The organism is Mesorhizobium sp. M1252 (assembly GCF_040318265.1).
Lineage (GTDB): Bacteria > Pseudomonadota > Alphaproteobacteria > Rhizobiales > Rhizobiaceae > Mesorhizobium.
This window is the reverse complement of record NZ_JAMYLX010000002.1, coordinates 131,334-155,867: the sequence shown is the minus strand read 5'-3', so window position 1 is coordinate 155,867 and position 24,534 is coordinate 131,334. Positions and strand designations below refer to the sequence as shown.

Genomic DNA, 24,534 nt, shown 5'->3' with positions numbered 1-24,534 from the left:
CATGCAGGAATGCGGCGCCCCATAGATATTCTGCGCCGCTTGCGGCGGGCCGCCGGCCCGCTGCTCCTCAAAAACCCGCGATATCAGGCCTTTCGCGGGCTTTCGGTTGTAACCCTGGCGGCAATTTTGGCCCCGGCCCTGGCCGGATCGTCGGAACCGGTCGGCCTCGCCACGAGCCGCACCGACCTGACGCCGAAGGACCAGGCCCGCGTCCTTGCCGTTACCAGGCCAACCCAGGATTTCTCCAAGCCCGAATCCTTCGAAACGATGCAAGGCGGCGCCGGCACGTCGCGCAAGCAGGTCGACCGCGACGCCTTCTCGCAACCCTCTGAAAACATTACCTTCGAGGAACAGGGCAATTTCAAGCTCGGCAATGCGCTTTTCCGCAAGAACTGGGTGTCGTCGCCATCCTCGACCCAGGCCTCGGACGGTCTCGGACCCCTGTTCAACGAGCGCGCCTGCCAGAATTGCCATTTGAAGGATGGCCGCGGCCGCCCGCCGGCCGCCGACAGCCGCACCACGTCGATGTTCCTGCGGCTAGCGCGCGATGCGAGCACGGCCGAGGAAAAGACCGAGATCGCCGCGCACAAGGTGCTGAACTTCCCCGATCCGGTCTACGGCGCGCAGTTGCAGGAACTGGCGGTGCCCGGCCTCAAGGGCGAAGGCCGCATGTATGTCGACTATCGCGAGGAAAAGGTCACGCTCGGCGACGGCAGCGTGGTTTGGCTGCGCAAGCCGAGCTATTCGGTCGACGGGCTTGGCTACGGCCCGCTAGACCCGCGCACCACGCTGTCGCCGCGCCTGACGCCGCCAATGATCGGCCTTGGCCTGATCGAGCAGATCGCGCCGGCCGACCTCCTTGCCCATGCCGATCCCGACGACCGCGACGGCATTTCCGGCAAGCCCAACATGGTGCGTGACCTCAGCAGTGGGCAACTGACGCTTGGCCGCTTCGGTTGGAAGGCCCAGACCGCGTCGATCCGCCAGCAGGCGGCGGACGCCTTTGCCGGCGACATCGGCATTTCGACGCCGGAAGAGCCCAGTCACTGGGGCGATTGCACCGCAGCCGAAGAGGCCTGTTTGGCCATGCCCAATGGCGTGCAGAAGCGGCTCGGCCCGGTCGAGGCGCCACCACCGGTGATGGACCTCGTCACCTTCTATTCGCAGAACCTTGGGGTGCCGGCGCGGCGCGATGTCGGCGCACCCGCCGTGCTCGCCGGCAAGAAGCTGTTCTACGAGATGGGCTGCATTGCCTGTCATACGCCGAAATTCGTCACCATGCGCGGGAACAAGGCGCAGGGGTTCCAACTGATCTGGCCCTATTCCGACTTTCTGCTGCACGACATGGGGCCTGGCCTTGCCGACGGCCAGGCGGTGGGCGATGCCACGGGCAGTGAATGGCGCACCCCGCCGCTATGGGGCATCGGCCTGACAAAGACCGTCAACGGCAACGCTTTCTTCCTGCATGACGGGCGTGCGCGCACGCTTACCGAAGCGATCCTGTGGCATGGTGGCGAGGGGCAGAAAGCGCGCGATCGCTTCGCCGCCGCCAATACGGCCGACCGCGATGCTCTCATCAAATTCCTGGAGTCATTCTGATGCTCAAGCGGGTTTTGCCTGTTCTACTCCTCCCATTGGCTCTGTTCGGTGCGTCCCCGGCATCGGCCTCGGTGAAAGCCTCCGACGTGATCCAAAGAGCGATCGACGGCTTTGTCCGCCCCGCCTATGCCAGCCTGCATGGCCATGCCGGCACCTTGGCGAAGGCCATGGACGCGCTCTGCCAGGCGCCGTCGCAGGGTAACCTCGATGCCGCGCATGCCGGATTCTCGGCCACGGTCGCAGCCTGGTCGTCGGCTGAAATCATCGGCTTCGGGCCAATCAAGGAGAACAACCGGCTGGAGCGCATGCTCTACTGGCCGGACCGAAAGAGCATCGGCCTGAAGCAGGTGCAGGCGGCGCTGGCCGGCAAGGATCCGACCGTCACCGATCCGGCGCAGCTGGCGGGCAAGAGTGTCGCGATGCAGGGATTAGGGGCGCTTGAGTTCGTGCTTTACGGCGACGGCGCCGAGACGCTCGTCGGCAAGGACGAGCCCTATCGCTGCGCCTATGGCGCGGCGATCGCCAAGAATATCGAGACCATGGCGGCCGATGTCGACGCCGCCTGGAAAAAACCGGACGGTTTTGCAGGCCTGTGGGCCAATCCCGGACCCGACAATGCGCTTTACCGCGACGGCACTGAAGCGGTGACCGAATTGGTCGGCGTGTTCATCAATGAACTCGAAATGGTGCGCGACGTGCGCCTCAAAGGTTTTCTCGGCGCCAAACCGCAGGGTGACAAGCCGAGGCAAGCGATCTACTGGCGCTCGCAAAACACCGGCCTTTCATTAGCCGGCAACCTCTCCGGCATTGATGCGCTGTTCCAGGCCTCGAAGCTCGGCGACGCGCTGCCCGAGGATAGCAGATGGATGGCGGAATCCATCCATATCCAGCTCATCAATGGCGTTGCCACTGCCAAATCCATCCAGGGTCGGATCGACAAGACGCTCGCCGATCCCGCGGAGCGCGGAAAACTCGAACATTTCGCGCTGATCACCTCCAGCCTGTCGGGCTTGATCGGCACCCGGCTAACCGCCGAGTTCGGCCTGACCGCCGGCTTTTCGTCACTGGACGGGGACTGACCAATGGTTGCGACACGCACGCCGCTGATGGACCGCCGCGATTTTCTCAGAGCTGCCGGCGCCGGCTTCGTCGCGTCAATGGCGCCGCGGGCCTGGGCGGACACGCTTGCCGCCGATGCCGTCTTTGCCACCGCCTTCGTCAAGCGCGACGGCAGCTTTGGCGCCGCTGTGTTGTCGGAAGCCGGAAAAGTATTGCATGCGATCGACCTGCCCGACCGTGGCCACGACGTCACCTTCGATCCGGTCTCGAAGCGCTCCGTGGTCTTCGCCCGGCAACCCGGCACCTTCGCCGTGGTCTTCGACCATGCCGGCCGCGAGCCGCCGCTGACCATCGCCAGCATCACCGGTCGGCATTTCTTCGGCCACGGTGTGTTTTCCACCGACGGCGCGCTGCTTTACGTCACCGAAAACAATTTCGACAATGCCGCCGGCGTCGTCGGGATCTACGACGCACGGGCCAAGTTCAGCCGCATCGGCGAGTTTCCGACCTATGGCATGGGGCCGCATGAGCTCTTGCTGCTCGGAGACGGCCGGACGATCGCCATCGCCAATGGCGGCATCGAGACCCATCCCGACTATGGCCGCGCCGAGCTCAACATCGCCACCATGAAGCCGTCCTATGTGCTGGTCGATCGCACAACCGGCGATCTCATCGAAAAGCACGAACTGCCGCCGGCTCTGCACCAGCTGTCGATTCGCCACATGGATGCCGACCCCACAGGCACCATCTGGTTCGGCTGCCAGTACCGCGGGCCGGGCACCGAGCGGCCACCGCTGGTCGGCCGCGCCACGCGCGGCAAGGGGCTGCAGCTGCTCGACATGCCGCAGGACGTGCTATCCGGCTTCCGGAATTACATCGGCTCGGTCGCCGCCAACCCGATTGCCGGCACGGTCGCGGTGTCTTCGCCGGAAGGCAATTCGCTGGCCGTCATCGACGCCGCCAGCGGCAAGATCGTCGCCACCAAGGCGCTGGTCGAGGTCTGCGGCCTGGCGCCCGACGGCCCGGGCTTCATGGCAACCACGGGTGCCGGCGAAATCATCGAAGGCAGCGGCGCGACGCGCTCCGAGCCCGACTATGTCTGGGACAACCACATGCTGCGCATCGCGCCGGCGGCGTAAGCCGTCCGGCCTGCACCGAAGCGAAGCCGCTTAACAATTTACGCGCTGGCTCTTGCGGCGGCGCGCCGTGGCGGGCAGAGGGAGACTGTTTTTCGAACCGGTCGCCCATGAAACTGCTCGCCATCGACTGTGCCGCCAATCTCTGCGCCGCTTGCGTCTATGACGCATCGGGCGACAGAGAGCTCGGCCGCTCGGTACTCGATCTCGGCAAAGGCCACGCCGAACACCTGATGGCTGTCATTGACGAAGCGTTGAAAGCGGACGGCACCGATTATGCCGGCCTTGGCGCCGTTGCGGTCTCCATCGGTCCGGGTTCCTTCACCGGCCTGCGGGTGGGCGTCTCGGCGGCGCGCGGCCTGGCGCTGGCGCTGAAGATCCCGGCGATCGGGGTAACGACACTGGAGGCGCTGGCGGCCGAGGCGAGGGCGGCATTTCCCGGCCGCCCGATCCTGGCGGCTCTCGATGCAGGCCGCGAGGAGATCCATGCGGCGTTTTACGATGCGGAAGCGATTTTGCGCTATGGTCCGGCTGTGACCACACTTGCCCAAGCCGCGGGAATGGCGGCGGACAATCGTCCGGTGCTTGCCGGCACGGCCGCCGTGCAGATCGCAGCCGCGGCCGGTCGCGATTTCGATATCGGCCCGACGGCTGCCACCGCCGACATTGCCGTCTACGCCCGGCTCGCCGCTGCAAAAGGTGAGGGCGACAAGCCGAAGCCACTCTATCTGCGCGGCGCCGATGCCAAGGCGCAGGCCGGGTTCATCCTGTTGAGGCAGGAAAAGTGATGCGCATCCCTTTCCTCCAGCCGCGCCGCAGGGACTATGCGCTCGAGCCGCTGACCATCGCCGACAGCCCGGCAGCGTCGGTGCTGCACCGCGAGGATTTCGTCCGGCCCTGGACCGATGGCGAGTTCGCCGCGTTGCTCGAACAGGAAACCGTGTTCGGCTATGCCGCGCGCGAAATCGGCCAGGGCGCCAAGCCGCCGGTCGGCTTCGTGCTGGCCAGGCTTGCAGCCGGCGAGGGCGAGATTCTGACCGTGGCGGTGGCGCGCTCGCATCGCCGCCAGGGGCTCGGCTGGCAGTTGATGGACGCGGTACTGCGCGAATTGCATGCGCAGCGGGCCGAGGCGCTGTTCCTTGAGGTCGACGAGACCAATGTCGCTGCCATCGCCCTCTACCGGCGGCTGGGTTTCCGCCAGGTCGGCCACCGCGCCAATTATTACCGCTCGACCGAACATGGTCCTACCGGCGCGCTTGTCATGCGCCGCGATCTTCGCTAGCCAAAGTTTTGGGGCAGGGCCAAGCTGCATGATCGGAAAAATCAGGATCTTCCTGGCGCTGAGCCTCGTTGTCATCGGTTCGCTGGTCCTTGTGCCTTTGCAGCTGCTGTCGATGAAGACCGGAATCTGGCGCGAGACGGTCATTCTGAAGGCCTGGCACAGCCTCATCGTCCGGACGCTCGGCCTGCGCATCCATGTCAAAGGTGCGCTGTCCAGCCAGCGCCCGCTGCTGGTCGCCTCGAACCATATCTCCTGGACCGACATCATGGTGCTGGGCTCCTTTGCCGATGTGACCTTCATCGCTCGGGCGGACATGGAGGGATGGCCGCTGATCGGCTGGCTGTCGAAACTGCAGCGTACGGTCTTCATCGAACGCGAGCGCAAGCGGACAGCTGGCGACCAGGCCAGCGAGATCGCCAGCCGCATGGCCAAGGGCGACGCCATGGTGCTGTTTGCCGAGGGCTCTACCGGCGACGGCAACACCATCCTGCCGTTCAAGAGCACCTTGTTCGGCGCCGCCTCGATGGCGATTTCGGAAGGCGCGGCCGAGCAGGTCTTCATCCAGCCGCTGGCGATTGCCTACACGCGGGTGCACGGCGTGCCTCTCGGCCGTCGCCACCGGCCGCTCGCTGCCTGGATCGGCGATCAGGACCTGATGCCGCATCTCAAGGTGCTGATGGCCGAAGGCGCCATTGACGTCGAGGTGCATTTCGGCGAGCCCATCGCCTTTTCCAAGGGCTCGAACCGCAAGGAAACGTCGAGGCTGATGGAAAGCCAGGTGCGCGCCATGATGCAGGCCGCGCTCGCCGACCCGCGCCAGAGTCGGTAGCGCAACCTAGAATCGTCTGTTTTTTGTCACGGAAAGGCGTTAGAAGCCGCCGGATGGATTTGAACACGATAGAGCGGAACGAAACCGACAGCGCCTTGCAAAGCGCTGCTGTGGCGTCCGCCTCGGCCAAAAAGGTCTTCGTCAAGACCTATGGCTGCCAGATGAATGTCTATGACTCACAGCGCATGACCGATGCGCTGGCAGCCGACGGCTACACCGCGACCGATGTCATCGCCGACGCCGACCTGGTGCTGCTCAACACCTGCCATATCAGGGAGAAGGCGGCGGAAAAGGTCTATTCTGAGCTCGGCCGCATCCGCGACATGAAGGCTGAACGCGCAGCAGTTGGGCGCGAAATGCTGATCGGCGTCGCCGGTTGCGTCGCGCAGGCCGAAGGCGCGGAAATCATCCGCCGTTCGCCTGCTGTCGATCTGGTCATCGGCCCGCAGACCTATCACCGGCTGCCCGGTGTGCTGGCCCGGGTGCGTGGCGGCGAGAAGATCGTCGAGACCGAATACGCCATCGAGGACAAGTTCGAGCATCTGCCGCAGCCGAAGCGTGCCGAAATGATCAAGCGCGGCGTCACCGCCTTCCTCACGGTGCAGGAAGGCTGCGACAAATTCTGCACCTTCTGCGTCGTGCCCTATACCAGGGGCTCGGAAGTGTCGCGGCCGGTGGCGCAGATCGTCGCCGAAGCCGAGCGGCTGGCCGATGCCGGTGTGCGCGAGGTGACGCTGCTGGGGCAGAACGTCAATGCATGGCACGGCAAGGGTGAGGATGGCATGGAATGGGGGCTTGGTCGCCTGCTGTTCCGGCTAGCCGAGATTCCCGGCTTGGCGCGGCTGCGCTACACCACCAGCCATCCGCGCGACATGGACGACGAATTGATCGCTGCCCATCGTGACCTCCCGGCTTTGATGCCTTATCTGCACCTGCCGGTGCAATCCGGGTCAGACCGCATCCTCAAGGCGATGAACCGCAGGCACACGGCCAAGGACTATCTGGCGCTGCTCGAGCGCATCCGCGCTGCACGCGGCGACATCGCGCTGTCCGGTGACTTCATCGTCGGCTTCCCCGGCGAAACCGAGGCCGATTTCGAGGCGACGATGGGTCTGGTGCGCCAGGTGAACTACGCCTCGGCCTTCTCGTTCAAATATTCGCCGCGTCCCGGCACGCCGGGCGCCGATATGCCCGATCACGTGCCGGAAGCGGTCAAGGATGAACGCTTGCAACAGCTGCAGGCATTGTTGCTCAAGCAGCAGCAGGATTTCGGCCTGGGCCTGGTCGGCAGCACCATCGACACGCTGATCGAGAAGCCCGGCCGTCAGGCCGGCCAGAAGGTCGGCCGCTCGCCTTGGCTGCAGCCGGTTATTGTTGATGAAAAGGCCGGCGAAATCGGTGACATTATCCGGGTGCGAATCACGAAGACGGGCTACAATAGCCTGTTCGCCGAGTTGGCTTGATGGCCTCGGCAGATGAGGAGAGACGGTTGAGCGCTGCTGAAGTGAAGACTCTGCCCCAGAACCAGACATCCGGGGCCTCTGACATGGCGCACATCGTTCTGACTTTCGACAACAACAAGCTTGCCAGCGCCCTGTACGGTCAGTTCGACGAGAATTTGGCCCGGCTTGAGCAGAAGCTCGGCGTCGATATCCGCTCGCGCGGCAACCAGTTGACCATCAAGGGCTCGGCCTCGGCGGCCGAACAGGCGCGCCGCGCACTCGACAATCTCTACGGCATTCTCCAGAAGGGCACCGACATCGGCCAGTCCGACGTCGATGGCGCCGTGCGCATGGCGATTGCCGCCGACGACCAGCTGACGCTGCCGACGCTTGAACGCAAGGGCAAGGTTTCGGCCGCCCAGATCTCCACCCGCAAGAAGACGATCTATGCCCGTTCGCTCAACCAGGACGCCTATATGCGGGCACTGGAGCGTTCGGAACTTGTCTTCGGCATTGGCCCGGCCGGCACCGGCAAGACCTATCTGGCGGTGGCGCATGCGGCGATGCTGCTCGAACGCGGCATGGTCGAGCGCATCATCCTGTCACGCCCAGCGGTCGAGGCCGGCGAGCGGCTGGGTTTTCTGCCCGGCGATATGAAGGAAAAGGTCGATCCGTACCTGCGGCCCCTCTATGACGCGCTCTACGACATGATGCCGGCCGACAAGGTCGAGCGTGCTATCGCTGCCGAGGTCATCGAAATCGCGCCGCTGGCCTTCATGCGCGGCCGCACGCTGGCGCATGCCGCCGTCATCCTCGACGAGGCGCAGAACACCACGCCGATGCAGATGAAGATGTTTTTGACCCGCCTCGGCGAGAATTCGCGCATGATCGTCACCGGCGATCCGACGCAGATCGATCTGCCTCCAAGCACCAAGTCGGGCCTCGTCGAAGCCTTGCGTGTCCTTGACGGCGTGGCCGGCGCGGTAACCGTGCGCTTCAACGATGTCGACGTTGTGCGCCACCCGCTGGTGGCCGAAATCGTCAGGGCCTATGACCGCGACGCCAAGCTGGCGCGCGGCCTCGGCGCCGAGAGCTGATGTGACGATGCGGGCTCATGCCTGAAGACATAAGACCTGGCGGCGGGGATAGTTCGGTTCCCGTCGAGATCGATATGTCGGTCGAGGCCGGCGACTGGCCCGATGAGGCGGCGCTGACGCGTCTGGTCGATCGCGCCGTGTCGGCTGCCTTTGCCGAAACCGCTGCTGCCGGTCCTTCCGAACTCAGCATCGTCTTTTCCGACGATGCCCATATCCGTACCCTCAATGCCGGCTGGCGCGGCAAGGACAAGGCGACCAACGTCTTGTCTTTCCCTGTTTTTCCGTTCCCCAGGGGTGGCAAGCTGCCGCCCATGCTGGGTGACATCGTGCTGGCCGCCGAGACGGTGGCGCGCGAAGCAGCCCTGGAAGACAAGCCCTTCGAGAACCATATCACCCATCTCGTCATCCACGGCCTGCTGCATTTGCTGGGCTACGATCACGAGACCGATGCAGAGGCCGATGAGATGGAAGCCATCGAGCGCTCAGCGCTCGCAAGGCTTGCCATTCCCGATCCCTACACGTAATGACAAAAGACCAATTGACCGGACGACGATGAACGACAAACCAGAAACTGCCGCCCGCCCCGAGGCTGGCAGTGCGACAAAGCCTTCCGATACGACGGAAGAGGGATCGAGTCCGAGTCCCAGTTCCGGCAGCCCCGCTTCTGGTAGCATTGCCAGCGAGCCATCGCCTGCCGGTCCGTCCCTGTTCGACCGCGTCTTGGGCCTTTTCAGGCAGCGGAACGGCACCAGCCTGCGCGAGGAAATCGCCGGCGCGCTTGCCGAAACGACCAGCGATGCCGGGTCTTTCTCGCCCGGCGAACGCGCCATGCTCAACAACATATTGCGCCTGCGCGAGGTACGCGTCGAGGACGTCATGGTGCCGCGCGCCGATATTGAGGCCGTCGAGATCACCACGACGTTGGGCGATCTGCTCGGTCTGTTCGAGCAGTCCGGCCATTCCCGCATGCCGGTCTATTCCGAGACGCTCGACGATCCGCGCGGCATGGTTCACATCCGCGACGTGCTGGCCCACATCACCAAGGTCGCCCGGGTCAAGAAGGGCAGAACATCCAGGAAGACGCCGGCAACGACGCTTCTCGACCTCGCCCAGGTCGATCTCGGCCGCACCATCGGCGACCTCAATCTAATCCGCCCGGTGCTTTTCGTGCCGCCCTCGATGCTTGCCTCCGACCTGATGGGCCATATGCAGACGACGCGAACCCAGATGGCGCTGGTCATCGACGAATATGGCGGCACCGATGGTCTCGCCTCGCTGGAAGACATCGTCGAGATGGTCGTCGGCGATATCGAGGACGAGCATGACGAGGACGAGCCGCTGATCACCCAGACCGGCGAGGGCGTGTTCGTCGTCGACGGCAAGGCCGAGATCGACGAGGTCGCCAAGATGATCGGCGAGGACTTTACCGCCGGTGAGCATGGTGAATATGTCGACACGATCGGCGGCATGATCTTCAACACGCTGGGCCGCGTGCCCGCGCGTGGTGAGGTTGTGCAAGCCATCCCCGGCTTCGAATTCCACGTGCTCGACGCCGATCCGCGCCGCGTCAAGCGGGTGCGCATCGTCCAGAACCAGAAGGGCGAGCGTCGCCGCCGCGTGACCGCCCCCCGCACCGAGCAGGCCTAGGACAGAACGTCGCCCGGCCGATGACGATCGACGATCCCTTCAAGCACTCAACCTTTGGCTCGGGTGTGTTCTACAGGACCCGCGAGCCGCATTGAAATGGCTCGAAACGGCCTTCGGCTTCGAGCCGAGCATGGTGGTCAGCGACGCCGACGGACGGCTGGTCCATGCCGAAATGCGTTTTGGCGACGGCTACATCATCGTCGATTCCGAATGGGCCGATCATATTGCCAGTCCGGTAAGCGTCGGCGGCAAGAACACTCAGTCGGTCTGTGTGCATCTGAAAGACGGCCTGGACGTGCATTGTGGGCGGGCAATGGCGGCTGGAGCCCAAATCGTCGAGGAGCCTGCCGCCCATTTCTACGGCGAACGGCAGTATCGGGCGCGCGACCCCGAAGGCCATGTCTGGACCTTCACCCAGACCGTGCGCACCGTGCCGCGCGAGGAGGCCGAGCACCTGAGCGGGCTCACCATCGAGGGATGGCACCGATAGCGCAGCGATCGGCCGGTTCGCGTTTCAATAAATCTGATAAATCTTGGCTCCTGATTCGCGCGACTTGGGAAGTCTGTATGGAGCGCCTTGCCGGCCGGATAATTCTGCTTTGGGGCTGGCGGCGCGCGCTGGTGGCGTTTCTTGCCGGGGCGCTGGCGGTGCTCGCCCAGGCGCCTTACGATTTCTTCGCCGTCTGTTTCGTCTCGTTTCCACTGCTGGTCTGGCTGCTCGACGGCGCCACCGGCGAGGCTTCCGACGGCTGGCTCAGGCGCCTGCGGCCGACTTTTGCCATCGGCTGGTGGTTCGGTTTCGGCTATTTCCTCGCCGGCCTGTGGTGGATCGGCGAGGCGCTTCTGGTCGAGGCCGACAGTTTCGCCTGGGCCTTACCCTTCGCGGTCGTCGGCATTCCTTTGGCGCTGGCATTTTTCTACGGCTTCGCCGCCGTCGTCGCGCGGCTGTTATGGACCAACGATATTGGCCGCGTTGCCGCCCTTGCCTTTGCTTTTGGCCTGACGGAATGGCTGCGCGGCTTCCTGTTCACCGGCTTTCCCTGGAATGCCGTCGGCTATGCGGCGATGCCCGTGCCGCTGTTGATGCAAAGCGTGTCGGTGACCGGCATGGTCGGCATGAACGCGCTGGCGGTCTTTGTCTTCGCCATGCCGGCCTTGCTTGCAGCACGCCGGCATGTCCGTCTCGGTGTGGTCCTGCTTGCCATTCTCGTCGCCGCCCATGCTGGCTTCGGCTATTTCAGGCTCGCGACCCCCGACAAGCCGACAACCCGCACTCTCGATGTCCGTATCGTGCAACCGGATGTCGACCTCAGCGAAAAATGGGACGCCTCGGTGCGCGACCGCATCTTCGCCACGATGATGGGCCTGTCGGCCGCAGCGCCCGATCCCGGCCATAACAAACCGCAGTTGATCCTGTGGCCGGAGACCTCGGTACCCTTCCTGTTCACCGAGCGTCCGGACGCGCTGACCGCGGTCGGCGACATGCTGCAGCCTGGTCAGATGCTGATTGCCGGCGTCGTGCGCGAGGAGCGCGGATCCGGGGCGGATGCCGACAGCCGCTACTACAATTCGGTGGTGGCGATCGATGACAAGGGCGAAATCGCTGATGCCGTCGACAAGGTCCATCTGGTCCCGTTCGGCGAGTATCTGCCGTTTTCCGGTCTGCTCAGCCGCTTCGGCATCGGACAGCTCGTCGCCGGGCCGATGAATTTCGCCGCCGGCAACGAGCGCCATCCGATCGCTTTGCCCGGCGGCATCAGCGCCTTGCCGTTTATTTGCTACGAGGTGATCTTTCCTGATCTTGTGGCTGTTGACGCAACGTCATCCCAGCTTATTGTGAACGTCACCAACGACGCATGGTTCGGCGACACGCCTGGGCCGTACCAGCATTTCAGGCAGGCTCAGATTCGCGCGGTGGAAAACGGATTGCCGCTGTTGCGCGCCGCCAACAACGGCATTTCCGCCGTTGTCGATACGCGGGGACGCATCGTCGACGCATTGGCGGTCGATGCACGTGGCGCCATCGACGTGCGGGTGCCGATCTCCGGCCAAGCCTTCATCTCCGCCGCGGGGCGGCGCATTAACGGAATGCTGATCATGTTGGTGTTTGCCGCAATCGCCCTCAGCTTGAACGTAAGGCAACGGCTACGGGTGAATTGACAGTCGACACATTAGAAACTCATACTGTTACCGCCTAATTTTCTCGAAGTCGGTTGGTGTTTCTGTTGGGGCAGTTGGCTCCGGCTTCGTTTGGGCGAGAAAAATAGAAAAGGCCGGAAAAATTCGGCGAGGAAAAAATGACAGAAGAAAACAAGAAGAAACCGAATCCGATCGACATCCATGTCGGAAGTCGCGTCCGCCTTCGGCGCAATATGCTTGGAATGAGCCAGGAAAAGCTTGGTGAAAATCTCGGTATTACGTTTCAGCAGATCCAAAAATATGAAAAAGGAACGAACCGCGTCGGCGCCAGCCGTCTGCAGGCAATAGCCTCGATACTCAGCGTGCCTGTCGCCTTCTTTTTCGAGGATGCGCCAGGGCAGGAGCCGGTGGGTAATAGAGGATTTGCCGAGGACACTTCGATGGCTTTCGCCGTCGAATTCTGCGGCAGTCCGGAAGGGCTTCAGCTCAACCGCGCGTTCGTCAAGATCGCGGATGTGAAGGTGCGCCGCCGGATTATCGACCTTGTGAAGTCCCTTTCTGCCGAAGATGCCGAGTGATTCGGTGGGTCGATTGACCCATTGGCCCCAGTAATCCCCCGGGCCCGAGTAGCCCAGAGGCTCGACTGCCGGCGGCGCCAAGCCGCCGGTGGTACAAGATATATTGCTGCGGCACTCATGCCAGAACCGCGGCACCGCTTGACGAGCGGCGCCCGGCACCGTTAACACGTGGCGCGCCAAAATCGGCAGCCCTGCCGATCGTTTTTTCAAGAGGGGACACCCGTGACGCGGCAGAACTACTTCTTCACCTCGGAATCCGTGGCCGAGGGTCATCCCGATAAAGTCTGTGACCGCATCTCGGACGAGATCGTCGATCTGGTCTATCGCGAGGCCAAGAAGACCGGCATGGACCCGTGGAAAGTCCGCGTCGCCTGCGAGACGCTCGCAACCACCAACCGCGTCGTCATCGCCGGCGAAGTAAGGGTTCCCGATACTCTGCTGAAGCGGGACAAAGCCGGCAACATCCTCAAGGACGCCGCCGGGCATTCGGTCGTCAACCCGGCCAAGTTCAAGTCGGTCGCCCGCAAGGCGATCCGCGAAATCGGCTACGAGCAGGCCGGCTTCCACTGGAAGACGGCAAAGATCGAGGTTCTGCTGCACGGCCAGTCGCCCGACATCGGCCAGGGAGTCGACAACGCCGCCGACCGCCAGGGCGAAGAGGGTGCCGGCGACCAGGGCATCATGTTCGGCTATGCCTGCCGCGAGACCCCGGACCTGATGCCGGCGCCGATCTATTACAGCCACAAGATTCTCGAACTGCTCGCCGCTGCCCGTCACGAAAACAACGGCGAAGCCGGCAAGCTCGGACCCGACGCCAAGAGCCAGGTCACCGTTCGCTATGTCGATGGCAAAGCCGCCGAAGCGACGCAGATCGTGCTGTCGACGCAGCATCTCGACGCGACCTGGGATTCCAAGAAGGTCCGCAAGGTCGTTGAGCCTTACATCCGTGAGGCGCTCGGCGACCTCAAGATCGCCGACGATTGCATGTGGTACATCAACCCGACGGGCAAGTTCGTCATCGGTGGACCGGACGGCGACGCCGGCCTGACCGGCCGCAAGATCATCGTCGACACCTACGGTGGTGCTGCCCCGCACGGCGGCGGCGCCTTCTCCGGCAAGGACACCACCAAGGTCGACCGCTCCGCCGCCTATGCGGCGCGCTATCTCGCCAAAAATGTAGTGGCGGCCAAGCTCGCCGACCGCTGCACCATCCAGCTGTCCTACGCCATCGGCGTTGCCCAGCCGCTGTCGGTCTATGTCGACCTGCACGGCACCGGCAAGGTCGACGAGGCCAAGCTCGAGGAAGCGCTGCGCACGGTGATGGATTTGTCGCCATCCGGCATCCGCAGGCATCTCGACCTCAACAAGCCGATCTACGCAAAGACCTCGTCCTACGGCCATTTCGGCCGCAAGGCCGGCCGAGACGGGTCCTTCTCCTGGGAAAAGACCGATCTGGCCAAGGCGCTCAAGGACGCGATCGCTGCTTAGGCATGATTCCAAAAAGTGGTACCGGTTTTTGGAAAAGATCATGCTCCAACAAAGGATTAGATTGAGAATGAGATTTCAGCCAAATCTCATCTCAATCTAAGCGCGGCGCGCGACCAGGCCATGGATCCACAGGACAGGCGGAGCCGCGCGACCGAAGGGTTCTTCGGCCGCCGGCACGGCAAGACCATTCGCCCGCAGCAGGCCGCGGCGCTGGAAAGCGGTCTTGGAGCGTATGGCCTCGACCTCTCCGTCCAGGCACCGGCAGAATTGCGCGCGCTATTCTCAGCGGATGTTTCAACGGTTCGGCTGGAAATCGGCTTCGGCGGCGGTGAGCATCTGCTGCACCGTGCCACGGAGGCACCGGCGACCGGCTTCATCGGTGTCGAGCCGTTCGTCAACGGCATGGCCAAGTTGATGATGGCGGTGCGGGAAAAGCCGCTTGCCAATCTTCGCGTTTATGACGACGACGCCACGCGCCTGCTCGATTGGTTGCCGCAGGCGTCGCTCGACGGCATCGATCTGCTCTACCCCGATCCCTGGCCGAAGAAAAAGCATTGGAAGCGGCGCTTTGTCAGCCCGCTCAACCTCGATCGGTTCGCGCGCGTGCTGAAGCCGGGCGGAAAATTCCGCTTCGCATCCGACATCGACACCTATGTGAACTGGACCTTGTTGCACTGTCGGGCGCATGGCGCGCTCCTCTGGCAGGTGCAAGATGGGGCCGACTGGCATCGGCCCTATGAAGGCTGGCCGGGCACACGCTACGAGGCAAAAGCCATTCGCGAGGGCCGACGGCCGGCCTATCTCACCTTCATCAGAAAATAGTTCGATGCGGGAAAGTGTCCCGCATCGACAGCCGGTCTGGTTCAGAAACGGCCGATCTTGCCGAAAGCGGTCGGGTCCATGCCGAGCCGGCGCAGATCGTTGGCGCGCGGCTTGCGGCCGGCTTCGACGGCCCGCGAGGCGGCAACGGCGCTGCCGAACAGGGCAAAGGCGTCGCCTATGGCGGAAAACACGGTACGGTTGCTCATTGTCTTGACCTTTCGCGCGCCACCGCGCGCTCATCTTTGATTTGTGCAGTGCAACATAGATAGGGATGTGAAATCCGGGATCACAGGGCCGTTACCGCATAGCCGGCATGCGCCGCGCGCAATCCTGCCAGCCGTCCCCGGCTGCACTCTGCCCGGCCCGTCAACAGACTTGAAACACCGGCCGGGATCGTTTATATCAGCCTCAAATTCTTGGTCGGTATGACGAAGAGTGGGTCCACCCGGTCCCGCTCTTTTTTATTACCTGCCGGTCAGCCATCAGCAAAGAGATGGTTCGGGACGACGATCATCCTGATCCAGAGAACGACAGGAACCGCATGACTGCAACGGCAAGCGAAGCCGACGACCGCATCATCCGCGAAAGCGGTATCGATGCGCGCATCGCGCTGATCGTTCAGCCGGTGTTGCGAGGCATTGGCTTCCGCCTCGTGCGGGTGCATCTGTCGGGCCAGAACGGCCTGACGCTGCAGATCATGGCCGAACGCGAGGACGGCACCATGACCGTCGAGGATTGCGAAGAGGTCAGCCGCGCTGTGTCGCCGGCGCTCGACGTCGATGACCCGATCGAGAAGGCCTATCATCTCGAAGTGTCGTCGCCGGGCATCGACCGGCCGCTGGTACGCAAGTCGGATTTCGTCACCTGGACCGGCCATCTGGTGAAGATGGAAACCTCGGTGCCGGTCGCCGACCGCAAGCGCTTCAAGGGCAAGATCGCCGAAGCCGGCGAAGACGACATGCTGCTCGAGCGCGACAAGGCCGCCTACGGCGAAGAGCCGACGGTTCGCATTCCTTATGACGCGATCGCCGATGTGCGGCTGATCCTCACCGACGACCTTATTCGCGATGCCCTTTCGAAGGACAACCGGGAACGCAAGGAAGCCAAGAAACGCCGCGGCGAAGCTGATGATGCACCCGAAGGTGCTGAAGGCGGCGCGGAAGACGAAATCGAACAGGAACTATGATGAGCGGCCGGGCCTAAAAGCTCGGCAACAAGCTCGGGAGAAATAAGATGGTTGTAAGCGCCAACAGACTTGAACTGCTGCAGATCGCCGACGCGGTGGCGCGTGAAAAGTCGATCGACAAGTCGATCGTCATTGCCGCCATGGCTGATGCGATCCAGAAGGCCGCGCGCTCGCGCTACGGCCAGGAAACCAACATCCGCGCCGACATCAACGCCAACACCGGCGAGATGAAGCTGCAGCGGCTGATGGAAGTGGTCGAGAAGGTCGACGACTACGCCACCCAGATCGCCATTTCCTCGGCCCGCGAGCGCAATCCGGACGCCCAGCTTGGCGACTTCATCGCCGAACAGCTGCCGCCAATGGATTTCGGCCGCATCGCCGCCCAGTCAGCCAAGCAGGTCATCGTGCAGAAAGTGCGCGAGGCCGAGCGCGACCGCCAGTATGACGAATACAAGGACCGCATCGGCGAGATCGTCAACGGCACCGTCAAGCGCGTCGAATATGGCAACGTCATCGTCGATCTCGGCCGTGGCGAGGCGATTATCCGCCGCGACGAGTTGATCCCGCGCGAAAACTACAAGTACGGCGACCGCGTCCGCGCCTATGTCTACGACGTGCGCCGCGAACAGCGCGGCCCGCAGATATTCCTGTCGCGCACCCATCCGCAGTTCATGGCCAAGCTCTTCACCATGGAAGTGCCGGAAATCTATGACGGCATCATCGAGATCAAGTCGGTCGCCCGCGACCCAGGCTCGCGCGCCAAGATCGCCGTCATTTCGCGTGACTCGTCGATCGATCCGGTCGGCGCCTGCGTCGGTATGCGCGGCAGCCGCGTCCAGGCCGTGGTCGGCGAATTGCAGGGCGAAAAGATCGACATCATTCCGTGGTCGCCTTCGGCCGCGTCCTTCATCGTCAACGCGCTGCAGCCGGCGGAAGTCGCCAAGGTCGTGCTCGACGAGGATGCCGAGCGCATCGAAGTGGTGGTTCCCGACGACCAGCTGTCGCTGGCCATCGGCCGTCGCGGCCAGAACGTGCGTCTTGCCTCGCAGCTCACCGGCTGGGACATCGACATCCTGACCGAGGCCGAGGAGTCCGAGCGCCGCCAGAAGGAATTCGTCGAACGCTCGTCGCTGTTCATGGAAGCCCTTGATGTCGACGAGATGGTCGGCCAGGTGTTGGCCTCCGAAGGCTTCACCAGCGTCGAGGAAGTTGCCTACGTCGATTCGGGCGAGATCGCCTCGATCGACGGTTTCGACGAAGACACCGCTTCGGAGATCCAGACCCGCGCCCGCGAATATCTGGAGAAGATCGAAGCCGAGCATGACGACAAGCGCAAGGCGCTGGGCGTCACCGACGAACTGCGCGAGATCCCTGGCGTCACCACCGCCATGATGGTGACGCTCGGCGAGGATGGCGTGAAGACGATCGAGGATTTCGCCGGCTATGCCGCCGACGACCTGACCGGCTGGAAGGAACGCAAGGACGGCGAGACCAAGGTATTCCCGGGTGTGCTCGCCAATCACGGCGTGTCGCGCGCCGACGCCGAGCAGATGGTTCTGGCAGCCCGCCTCAAGGCCGGCTGGATCACCGAAGACGAGCTTTCAGCCGAACAGGTCCCGGCTGACGAAGCCGTTGGTGCGTGAGGTGAAACCGCATCGCACACAACCCGCCCCAGGACGAGATGAACGATCGCACCTGCATCGTCACGCGCAAGCAAGCCGAGCCGGATGAGCTGATCCGTTTCGTCGTCGGCCCGGATTCGGCCGTCGTTCCTGACCTGAAGAGAAATCTGCCCGGCCGTGGTTGTTGGGTGAGCGCCGACCGCCTACATATCGACAAGGCGGCGGCGAAGAACCTGTTTGCCCGCGCCTTCAAGGCGCAGGTCGTCGTGCCGCCCGATCTCGGCGGCATGGTCGACGGACTGCTTGCACGATCCGCTTTGGGTATGCTTGGCCTTGCCCGCAAGGCTGGCTCGATCGCACTCGGCGCAACCAAGGTCGAGAGCGCGGTGCGCTCGGGGTTGGCGCTTTTCGTGCTCCACGCGACCGAGGCATCCGACGATGGCGTGCGCAAGATCAGTCAGGCGCGGCGGGCAACTGTCCACCTCGGCGGGCCGGCAGTCCTTGCCTACAAACTTTTCTCCGAGGCCGAGTTGAGCTTGGCATTGGGGGGTACAAATGTGATACATGCTGCCGTTCTCGCGGGAGACGCGGGCAAGGCGGTTGAGAGGCGCATGGTTGCGCTCGACCGATATCGGGGCGGAACCCCCGACGATCTGGCAATGCTTGCGGCCGTTGCTGACGAAGATGATGCTGCAGAGGATATGGAATGAGCGATACGAAATCGGGCGACGACAAGACGTTGAGTGTTACACCGAAGAAGACCTTGACGCTGAAGCGCCCCGGTACCGAGCAGAGCGTCGTGCGACAGAATTTCTCGCATGGCCGCACCAAGCAGGTCCAGGTCGAGATCAAGAAGCGCAAATTCTCCATGCCCGGCGACAAGCCGGAGCCGGTGGCTGCACCCGTATTTACGCCCAAGCCCGCGGTAGTGGCAGCCCCCGTCGTGCAGGAAGCGCCCAAGGCGCCGCCTCCGCCGCCGCCGGCCGAACGCGGCGGCATGGTGCTGAACGAACTGTCGCGCAATGAAATGGAAGCGCGCCGCAGGGCGCTCGAAGGCTCCAAGGTTCGCGACGTCGAGGACCGCCAACGCGCCATCGAAGAGGCCAAGCGCCGCAACGAGGATGAGGAACGCCGCAAGCGCGAGCGCGAGGAATCCGCGCGCCGTCAGGCCGAGGAAGAAGCCCGCCTGCAGACCGAGGCCGAGTCCCGCCGCCGCGCCGAGGAAGAAGCGCGCCGCCGCGCGCCGCAGGCTGCCGAGCTTGTGGCAGCGGATGACGAGGAAGAGGTCAAGCCGAAGCGCACCGCCGCCGGCGCCCCGGTACGCCGTCCGGTTACGCCCGAAGTGGCGCGCCCGGCCAAGCCGACCAAGGCCGAGGAAGACCGTCGTCGCGGCAAGCTGACCCTCAACACGGCTCTTTCCGACGAGGACGCGCGCGCCCGCTCGCTGTCGTCGATGCGTCGCCGCCAGGAAAAATTCAAGCGCGCGATGCACAATGAGCCGCGCGAGAAGGTTATGCGCGAAGTGATCCTGCCTGAAACCATCACCATCCAGGAACTGGCGCAGCGCATGTCCGAGCGCGCTGTCGATGTGGTCAAGTACTTCATGAAGCAGGGCCAGATCCTGAAGCCGGGCGACATCATCGACGCCGACACGGCCGAGCTGGTCGCCACCGAATTCGGCCACACGGTCCGCCGCGTCGCCGAGTCCGACATCGAGGAAGGCCTGTTCAACATTGCCGACAATGCCGAGGACCTGGTGTCGCGGCCGCCTGTCGTGACCATCATGGGCCATGTCGACCACGGCAAGACCTCGCTGCTCGACGCCATCCGCAATGCCAATGTCGTCTCCGGCGAAGCCGGCGGCATCACCCAGCATATCGGCGCCTACCAGGTCGAGAAGAACGGTCAGAAGATCACCTTCATCGACACGCCCGGTCACGCCGCCTTCACGGCGATGCGCGCCCGCGGCGCTCAGGCGACCGACATCGCCATCCTGGTGGTGGCGGCCGACGACAGCGTCATGCCGCAGACCATCGAATCGATCAGCCATGCCAAGGCGGCCGGCGTTCCGATCATCGTGGCGATCAACAAGATCGACAAGCATGATGCCGATCCGCAGAAGGTGCGGTCGGAACTGCTGCGCCATGAGGTGTTCGTCGAATCGATGGGCGGTGAAGTGCTGGACGTCGAAGTGTCGGCGACCAAGGGCACCAACCTCGACAAGCTGCTCGAGGCGATCCTGCTGCAGGCCGAAATCCTCGACCTCAAGGCCAATCCGGACCGTACCGCCGAGGGCGTGGTCATCGAAGCCCAGCTCGACAAGGGCCGTGGCCCCGTCGCCACCGTACTGGTGCAGACCGGCACTTTGATGCCGGGCGACATCCTCGTCGCCGGCAATGAGTGGGGCCGGGTGCGCGCTCTGGTCAACGACCGTGGCGAGCAGATCAAGGAGGCGCCGCCGGCTATGCCGGTCGAGGTGCTCGGCCTGCAGGGCACGCCGCAAGCCGGCGACCGCTTCGCTGTCGTCAACAACGAGGCCCGCGCCCGCGAGATCACCGAATATCGCCAGCGTCTGGCGCGCGAGAAGGCAGTGGCTCGCCATGCCGGCCAGCGCGGCTCGCTCGAACAGATGATGTCGCAGCTGCAGACAAGCGGGTTGAAGGAATTCCCGCTGGTCATCAAGGGCGACGTGCAGGGTTCGATCGAGGCGATCAACGCCGCTCTCGACAAGCTTGGCACCGACGAGGTGCGTGCGCGCATCGTTCATGCCGGCGCCGGCGCCATCACCGAAAGCGACGTGTCGCTGGCGGAGACCTCGGGGGCCGCGATCATCGGCTTCAACGTCCGTGCCAACGTGCAGGCACGTGCGGCCGCGGCGGCCGCGGGCATCGAAATCCGCTACTACTCGATCATCTACAACCTCGTCGATGATGTGAAGGCAGCACTTTCCGGCCTGCTGTCGCCGGAACGCCGAGAGACCTTCATTGGCAATGCCGAGATCCTCGAGATCTTCGACATCACCAAGGTCGGCAAGATCGCCGGCTGCCGTGTCACCGAAGGCAAGGTCGAGCGTGGAGCGGGCGTGCGCCTGATCCGCGACAACGTCGTCATCCATGAAGGTACGCTGAAGACCCTCAAGCGCTTCAAGGATGAAGTCGCGGAAGTTCCGGGCGGCCAGGAGTGCGGCATGGCCTTCCAGAACTACGAGGACATGCGCGTCGGCGACATCATCGAGTGCTTCCGCGTCGAGATGGTGACCCGGACGCTCTGAGTTCGCATACTGTCGATACGACCGGGCGGTGGTCGAAAGACCGCCGCCCTAACATTAATGCCTGTCGCCCAAAAGTGCGGGATAAACGACATGCATAGAACAAATATGAGACATGGCGGCACGGTCCCATCCCGCGCCTCACGCTTTCCGGATTGAGAAAAATGCCCCGTCCAACCGCCTCCAGCCCATCCCAGCGCATGCTTCGCGTCGCCGAACAGGTGCGCCATGCGCTGTCGGAAACCTTGCAGCGCGGCGAGATTATCGACCCGCTGATCGAGAACACCGTGGTTTCGGTCTCGGAAGTGCGTATGTCCACTGATCTGAGGGTCGCAACGGCCTTCGTTTCGCCGCTCGGCGCCAAGGACACGGGTGCGGTCATCGACGCGCTCAACAAGCACGCGAAGTTCGTCCGTGGCCGCGTCTCCGGCGCGCTCCGCCAGATGAAGTTCATGCCGGAGTTCCGCTTCAAGCTCGATACGTCCTTCGACAATTTCGCCAGGATCAACGATTTGCTGAAATCGCCGGAAGTCGCGCGAGACTTGGGTACCGATGGCGAAGACAACGACAAGGACGAGAAATAGTGGGGCGCCGCGGCAAGAAGAAGGGCCGGCCGATCTCCGGCTGGGTGGTGCTGGACAAGCCGGTTGGCATGGGTTCGACCGAAGCCGTCTCCAAGATCAAATGGCTTTTCCAGGCCGAAAAGGCCGGCCATGCCGGCACGCTCGACCCGCTGGCCTCTGGCATGCTGCCGATCGCGCTGGGCGAGGCAACCAAGACCGTGCCTTATGTGCAGGACGGCGCCAAAATCTACCGGTTCACCGTCGCTTGGGGCGAGGAGCGTTCGACCGACGATCTCGAAGGCCCGGTGACGCAAAGTTCCGACCGCCGTCCGGCGGAAGAAGATGTCAGGGCGCTGCTGCCGAACTACACCGGCGTCATCATGCAGACACCGCCGCAATTCTCGGCCATCAAGATATCAGGCGAACGCGCCTACGATCTCGCCCGTGGGGGCGAGACAGTCGACATCCCCGCGCGCGAGATCGAGATCGGCCGTCTGGACATCGTCGAGCACGCTGCCGACCACACTTTGTTCGAGGTCGAATGCGGCAAAGGCACCTATGTGCGCTCGCTGGCCCGCGACATGGGCCGCGACCTCGGCTGCTTCGGCCACATCGCCGAATTGCGCAGGGTCGAGGTCGAGCCGTTCACCCAGGAGGATTTCGTCACCGTCGCCGAACTGGAAGCCGCCCGTTTCGGCGAACAGCGCGAAGCTGACAAAGAGGGCGACGCCGATGTTGCCGACGCGCCGATCGACTTTGGCGCAATCGATGCGCTGCTCGTCGACACGGCCGCCGCGCTCGACTGCCTGCCGCAGATTGCCATCAGCGACGAAGCGGCGACCAAGATCCGCCTTGGCAATCCCGTCATCATCCGCGGCCGCGACGCGCCCGTGGAAGCCGAGGAAGCCTGCGCCACCGCGCGCGGCAAGCTTGTCGCCATCGGCGCCATCGAGCAAGGCATGTTCAAGCCGAAGCGGGTCTTTGCCGGCTGACCACTCCCGTCTAGTTTTACGTCGACGTCACATCCGAGGGGCACATGGCAAAGGCTGAGGCGGTGAAGAAGCGGGCGCCGGTGACAACGCGCCGGCCGCCGGTTGGAGCCTCGCCCGGCACGCTGATCGCCGATCCGGCGGCGCGACGGTCCGAGCTGCGGCTGACGCTGATTTCGCCTGAAAAATTCAAGACCATCAACGATGCCAGCATCGACGATCTCAACACCCATTGCGACAACTGGCCGGTCGTCTGGTTGGACTGCACCGGTCTCGCCAACATCCAGCTGATCGAGGAGATCGGCCGGATCTTCAACCTGCATCCACTGGCTCTGGAAGATGTCGTCAACACCGGCCAGCGGCCGAAGGTCGACTTCTTCGAGGACCACGCCTTCGTCGTCATGCGCATGATCGACGACGTCAAGGTGCATCGCTATGAGCAGATCGCGGTGTTCTTCGGCAAGAAATTCGTCGTCACCTTCCAGGAGCGCGAAGGCGATCCGTTCGACCCCGTGCGCAAGCGCATCGCCGCAGCGTTGCCCAACCGCTTGCGGATGCGCGGCGCCGACTATCTGGCCTATGCGCTCATCGATTCCATCGTCGACAGCTATTTCCCGCCGATTGAGGCCGCTAGCGAGGAGGTCGATGGCATCGAGGACGAGATGCTCAACACGCCTCACAAGCATCAGATGCGCCAGCTGCACGAATTGCGGCGCGACGCCAATGTGCTCAAGGGCGTGCTGTGGCCGATGCGCGACACGCTGGCGACGCTGATCCGCAACGACGTGCCCTATGTGAAGCCGGAGACGAAAATCTTCTTCAACGACACGCTCGACCACGCATTGCGGCTGATCGAGCTGGTCGAGAACCAGCGTGATATGCTGACCGGCTTGATCGAAATGCATTTGTCGCTGAGCCAGGCGCGCACCAACGACGTCATCTCTTATCTCACCATCGTCTCGGTGATCTTCATGCCGCTAACCTTCCTGGTCGGTATCTGGGGGATGAATTTCGATCCCGATATCTCGCCGTGGAACATGCCGGAACTGAAAGCCTACTATGGCTACCCGGCTTCGCTGCTGTTCATGCTGGCCGTTGCTGTCGGGCTGATCGTCTTCTTCAAAAGCAAGAAGTGGCTGTAAGCTTCCGGTGTCAGGGGAATCCTGGATTCCCGAGCAAAGGCTGCGACAAGCCGGCTTTATGAATGGGCTGGTGTTTTCCGGGGAATTGCCCTATATGCGCCGCAGCATCGCGCCATGTCGCTTTGCTTGCACCGGCCCCTGCTGGACGACATCCCGGCTGAGGGCGACCCGTTTCCTCAAACAGATAAGGAAAACACGATGTCGATTACTGCCGAGCGCAAACAGGAATTGATGGGTGAATTCGCAACCGCCAAGGGCGATACCGGGTCTCCGGAAGTCCAGGTGGCCATCCTTTCCGAGCGCATCAAGAACCTGACCGACCACTTCAAGGACCACAAGAAGGATAACCATTCCCGCCGTGGTCTGCTCGCTCTCGTCTCCCAGCGCCGCAGCCTGCTTGATTATCTCAAGCGCAAGGATGACGCGCGCTATCAGACGTTGATCGAGAAGCTCGGTCTGCGCCGTTGACGAATTGACCGGCGGGCTTTCGAAGGAGAGCCCGCCGGTCGCGCATTCTGCCAGTCGCATCGATTGGCCAGACCCGGTTTCGAGCGTGCAGAGGCCACTCGAAACCGCCCATGGACGGTCATGGGGCAGGATTGCAGGACGCTCGTGCGCTAACCAGCGCCGAAATTTACCGAGCTTC

Annotated in this window: 24 protein-coding genes; 23 read left to right on the top strand and 1 reads right to left on the bottom strand. The window is 63.5% G+C overall.

Features of this window, described 5'->3' with window-relative positions; translation table 11 throughout:
- Positions 1-9: 9 nt before the first annotated feature.
- From NKH22_RS04310 to trmB, 15 genes are all read left to right on the top strand, one after another.
- Complete coding sequence (locus tag NKH22_RS04310) at positions 10-1,599, top strand: di-heme oxidoreductase family protein (protein ID WP_023669538.1); 1,590 nt, start codon at positions 10-12, stop codon at positions 1,597-1,599.
- Positions 1,599-2,678 (top strand): imelysin family protein, encoded by a 1,080-nt coding sequence (locus tag NKH22_RS04305; RefSeq protein WP_023669539.1) that lies wholly within the window; start codon positions 1,599-1,601, stop codon positions 2,676-2,678. Before NKH22_RS04310 ends, NKH22_RS04305 begins: the two co-directional genes overlap by 1 nt.
- A gap of 3 nt (positions 2,679-2,681) precedes the next feature.
- A complete protein-coding gene (locus NKH22_RS04300) occupies positions 2,682-3,797 on the top strand; it encodes a DUF1513 domain-containing protein (protein WP_023669540.1) in 1,116 nt (371 codons plus the stop codon).
- Between the two features lie 107 nt (positions 3,798-3,904).
- Positions 3,905-4,582 (top strand): tRNA (adenosine(37)-N6)-threonylcarbamoyltransferase complex dimerization subunit type 1 TsaB, encoded by a 678-nt coding sequence (gene tsaB / locus NKH22_RS04295; protein WP_023711441.1) that lies wholly within the window; start codon positions 3,905-3,907, stop codon positions 4,580-4,582.
- On the top strand, positions 4,582-5,076 hold the full coding sequence (gene rimI, locus NKH22_RS04290) for a ribosomal protein S18-alanine N-acetyltransferase (RefSeq protein WP_023669542.1): 495 nt from the start codon (positions 4,582-4,584) through the stop codon (positions 5,074-5,076). Before tsaB ends, rimI begins: the two co-directional genes overlap by 1 nt.
- A 28-nt stretch (positions 5,077-5,104) precedes the next feature.
- Positions 5,105-5,905, top strand: a complete 801-nt coding sequence (olsA, locus tag NKH22_RS04285; protein WP_023696735.1) for a lyso-ornithine lipid O-acyltransferase — start codon at positions 5,105-5,107, stop codon at positions 5,903-5,905.
- Between the two features lie 53 nt (positions 5,906-5,958).
- The gene (gene miaB / locus NKH22_RS04280) at positions 5,959-7,368 is read left to right on the top strand and encodes a tRNA (N6-isopentenyl adenosine(37)-C2)-methylthiotransferase MiaB (protein ID WP_023696734.1); all 1,410 of its coding nucleotides are present in this window, start codon (positions 5,959-5,961) and stop codon (positions 7,366-7,368) included.
- Positions 7,369-7,451: 83 nt separating this feature from the next.
- Positions 7,452-8,444 carry a PhoH family protein gene (locus tag NKH22_RS04275; RefSeq protein ID WP_027049340.1) on the top strand — a complete coding sequence of 331 codons (993 nt, stop codon included), beginning with the start codon at positions 7,452-7,454 and terminating at the stop codon, positions 8,442-8,444.
- 17 nt (positions 8,445-8,461) lie between these two features.
- Positions 8,462-8,968: an rRNA maturation RNase YbeY gene (ybeY, locus tag NKH22_RS04270; RefSeq protein ID WP_023669546.1), complete on the top strand. Its 507-nt coding sequence runs from the start codon at positions 8,462-8,464 to the stop codon at positions 8,966-8,968.
- Between the two features lie 28 nt (positions 8,969-8,996).
- Complete coding sequence (locus tag NKH22_RS04265) at positions 8,997-10,091, top strand: hemolysin family protein (protein WP_023682011.1); 1,095 nt, start codon at positions 8,997-8,999, stop codon at positions 10,089-10,091.
- 91 nt (positions 10,092-10,182) lie between these two features.
- A complete protein-coding gene (locus tag NKH22_RS04260) occupies positions 10,183-10,581 on the top strand; it encodes a VOC family protein (RefSeq protein ID WP_352909012.1) in 399 nt (132 codons plus the stop codon).
- A gap of 77 nt (positions 10,582-10,658) precedes the next feature.
- Positions 10,659-12,251, top strand: coding sequence for an apolipoprotein N-acyltransferase (lnt, locus tag NKH22_RS04255; RefSeq protein ID WP_023669549.1), 1,593 nt, complete (start codon positions 10,659-10,661; stop codon positions 12,249-12,251).
- A 137-nt stretch (positions 12,252-12,388) separates the two neighbouring features.
- A complete protein-coding gene (locus NKH22_RS04250) occupies positions 12,389-12,808 on the top strand; it encodes a helix-turn-helix domain-containing protein (protein ID WP_023669550.1) in 420 nt (139 codons plus the stop codon).
- Between the two features lie 222 nt (positions 12,809-13,030).
- Positions 13,031-14,296: a methionine adenosyltransferase gene (gene metK, locus NKH22_RS04245; RefSeq protein ID WP_023669551.1), complete on the top strand. Its 1,266-nt coding sequence runs from the start codon at positions 13,031-13,033 to the stop codon at positions 14,294-14,296.
- Between the two features lie 120 nt (positions 14,297-14,416).
- Complete coding sequence (gene trmB / locus NKH22_RS04240) at positions 14,417-15,118, top strand: tRNA (guanine(46)-N(7))-methyltransferase TrmB (protein ID WP_023669552.1); 702 nt, start codon at positions 14,417-14,419, stop codon at positions 15,116-15,118.
- Positions 15,119-15,159: 41 nt separating this feature from the next.
- Here the strand turns inward: trmB and NKH22_RS04235 are convergent, their stop codons facing one another.
- Positions 15,160-15,324, bottom strand: a complete 165-nt coding sequence (locus tag NKH22_RS04235) for a hypothetical protein (RefSeq protein WP_023669553.1) — start codon at positions 15,322-15,324, stop codon at positions 15,160-15,162.
- A 335-nt stretch (positions 15,325-15,659) separates the two neighbouring features.
- Between NKH22_RS04235 and rimP the strand changes: the two genes are divergently transcribed.
- The 8 genes from rimP to rpsO all read left to right on the top strand — a co-directional run bounded on the left by rimP (position 15,660) and on the right by rpsO (position 24,356).
- Complete coding sequence (rimP, locus tag NKH22_RS04230) at positions 15,660-16,304, top strand: ribosome maturation factor RimP (RefSeq protein ID WP_023669554.1); 645 nt, start codon at positions 15,660-15,662, stop codon at positions 16,302-16,304.
- A gap of 47 nt (positions 16,305-16,351) precedes the next feature.
- Positions 16,352-17,947, top strand: a complete 1,596-nt coding sequence (nusA, locus tag NKH22_RS04225; protein ID WP_352909011.1) for a transcription termination factor NusA — start codon at positions 16,352-16,354, stop codon at positions 17,945-17,947.
- Between the two features lie 38 nt (positions 17,948-17,985).
- Positions 17,986-18,636 carry an RNA-binding protein gene (locus tag NKH22_RS04220; protein WP_023669556.1) on the top strand — a complete coding sequence of 217 codons (651 nt, stop codon included), beginning with the start codon at positions 17,986-17,988 and terminating at the stop codon, positions 18,634-18,636.
- Positions 18,633-21,197 (top strand): translation initiation factor IF-2, encoded by a 2,565-nt coding sequence (gene infB / locus NKH22_RS04215; RefSeq protein ID WP_352909010.1) that lies wholly within the window; start codon positions 18,633-18,635, stop codon positions 21,195-21,197. Before NKH22_RS04220 ends, infB begins: the two co-directional genes overlap by 4 nt.
- 161 nt (positions 21,198-21,358) lie before the next feature.
- The gene (gene rbfA, locus NKH22_RS04210; protein ID WP_023692585.1) at positions 21,359-21,778 is read left to right on the top strand and encodes a 30S ribosome-binding factor RbfA; all 420 of its coding nucleotides are present in this window, start codon (positions 21,359-21,361) and stop codon (positions 21,776-21,778) included.
- The gene (gene truB / locus NKH22_RS04205) at positions 21,778-22,749 is read left to right on the top strand and encodes a tRNA pseudouridine(55) synthase TruB (RefSeq protein ID WP_023692584.1); all 972 of its coding nucleotides are present in this window, start codon (positions 21,778-21,780) and stop codon (positions 22,747-22,749) included. The genes rbfA and truB overlap by 1 nt, the downstream gene beginning before the upstream one ends.
- A gap of 44 nt (positions 22,750-22,793) precedes the next feature.
- Entirely contained in the window at positions 22,794-23,888 is a 1,095-nt protein-coding gene (gene corA / locus NKH22_RS04200; protein WP_023692583.1) for a magnesium/cobalt transporter CorA, read from the top strand.
- A 198-nt stretch (positions 23,889-24,086) separates the two neighbouring features.
- Positions 24,087-24,356, top strand: a complete 270-nt coding sequence (gene rpsO, locus NKH22_RS04195; protein WP_006202929.1) for a 30S ribosomal protein S15 — start codon at positions 24,087-24,089, stop codon at positions 24,354-24,356.
- The last annotated feature ends 178 nt before the right edge of the window (positions 24,357-24,534 follow it).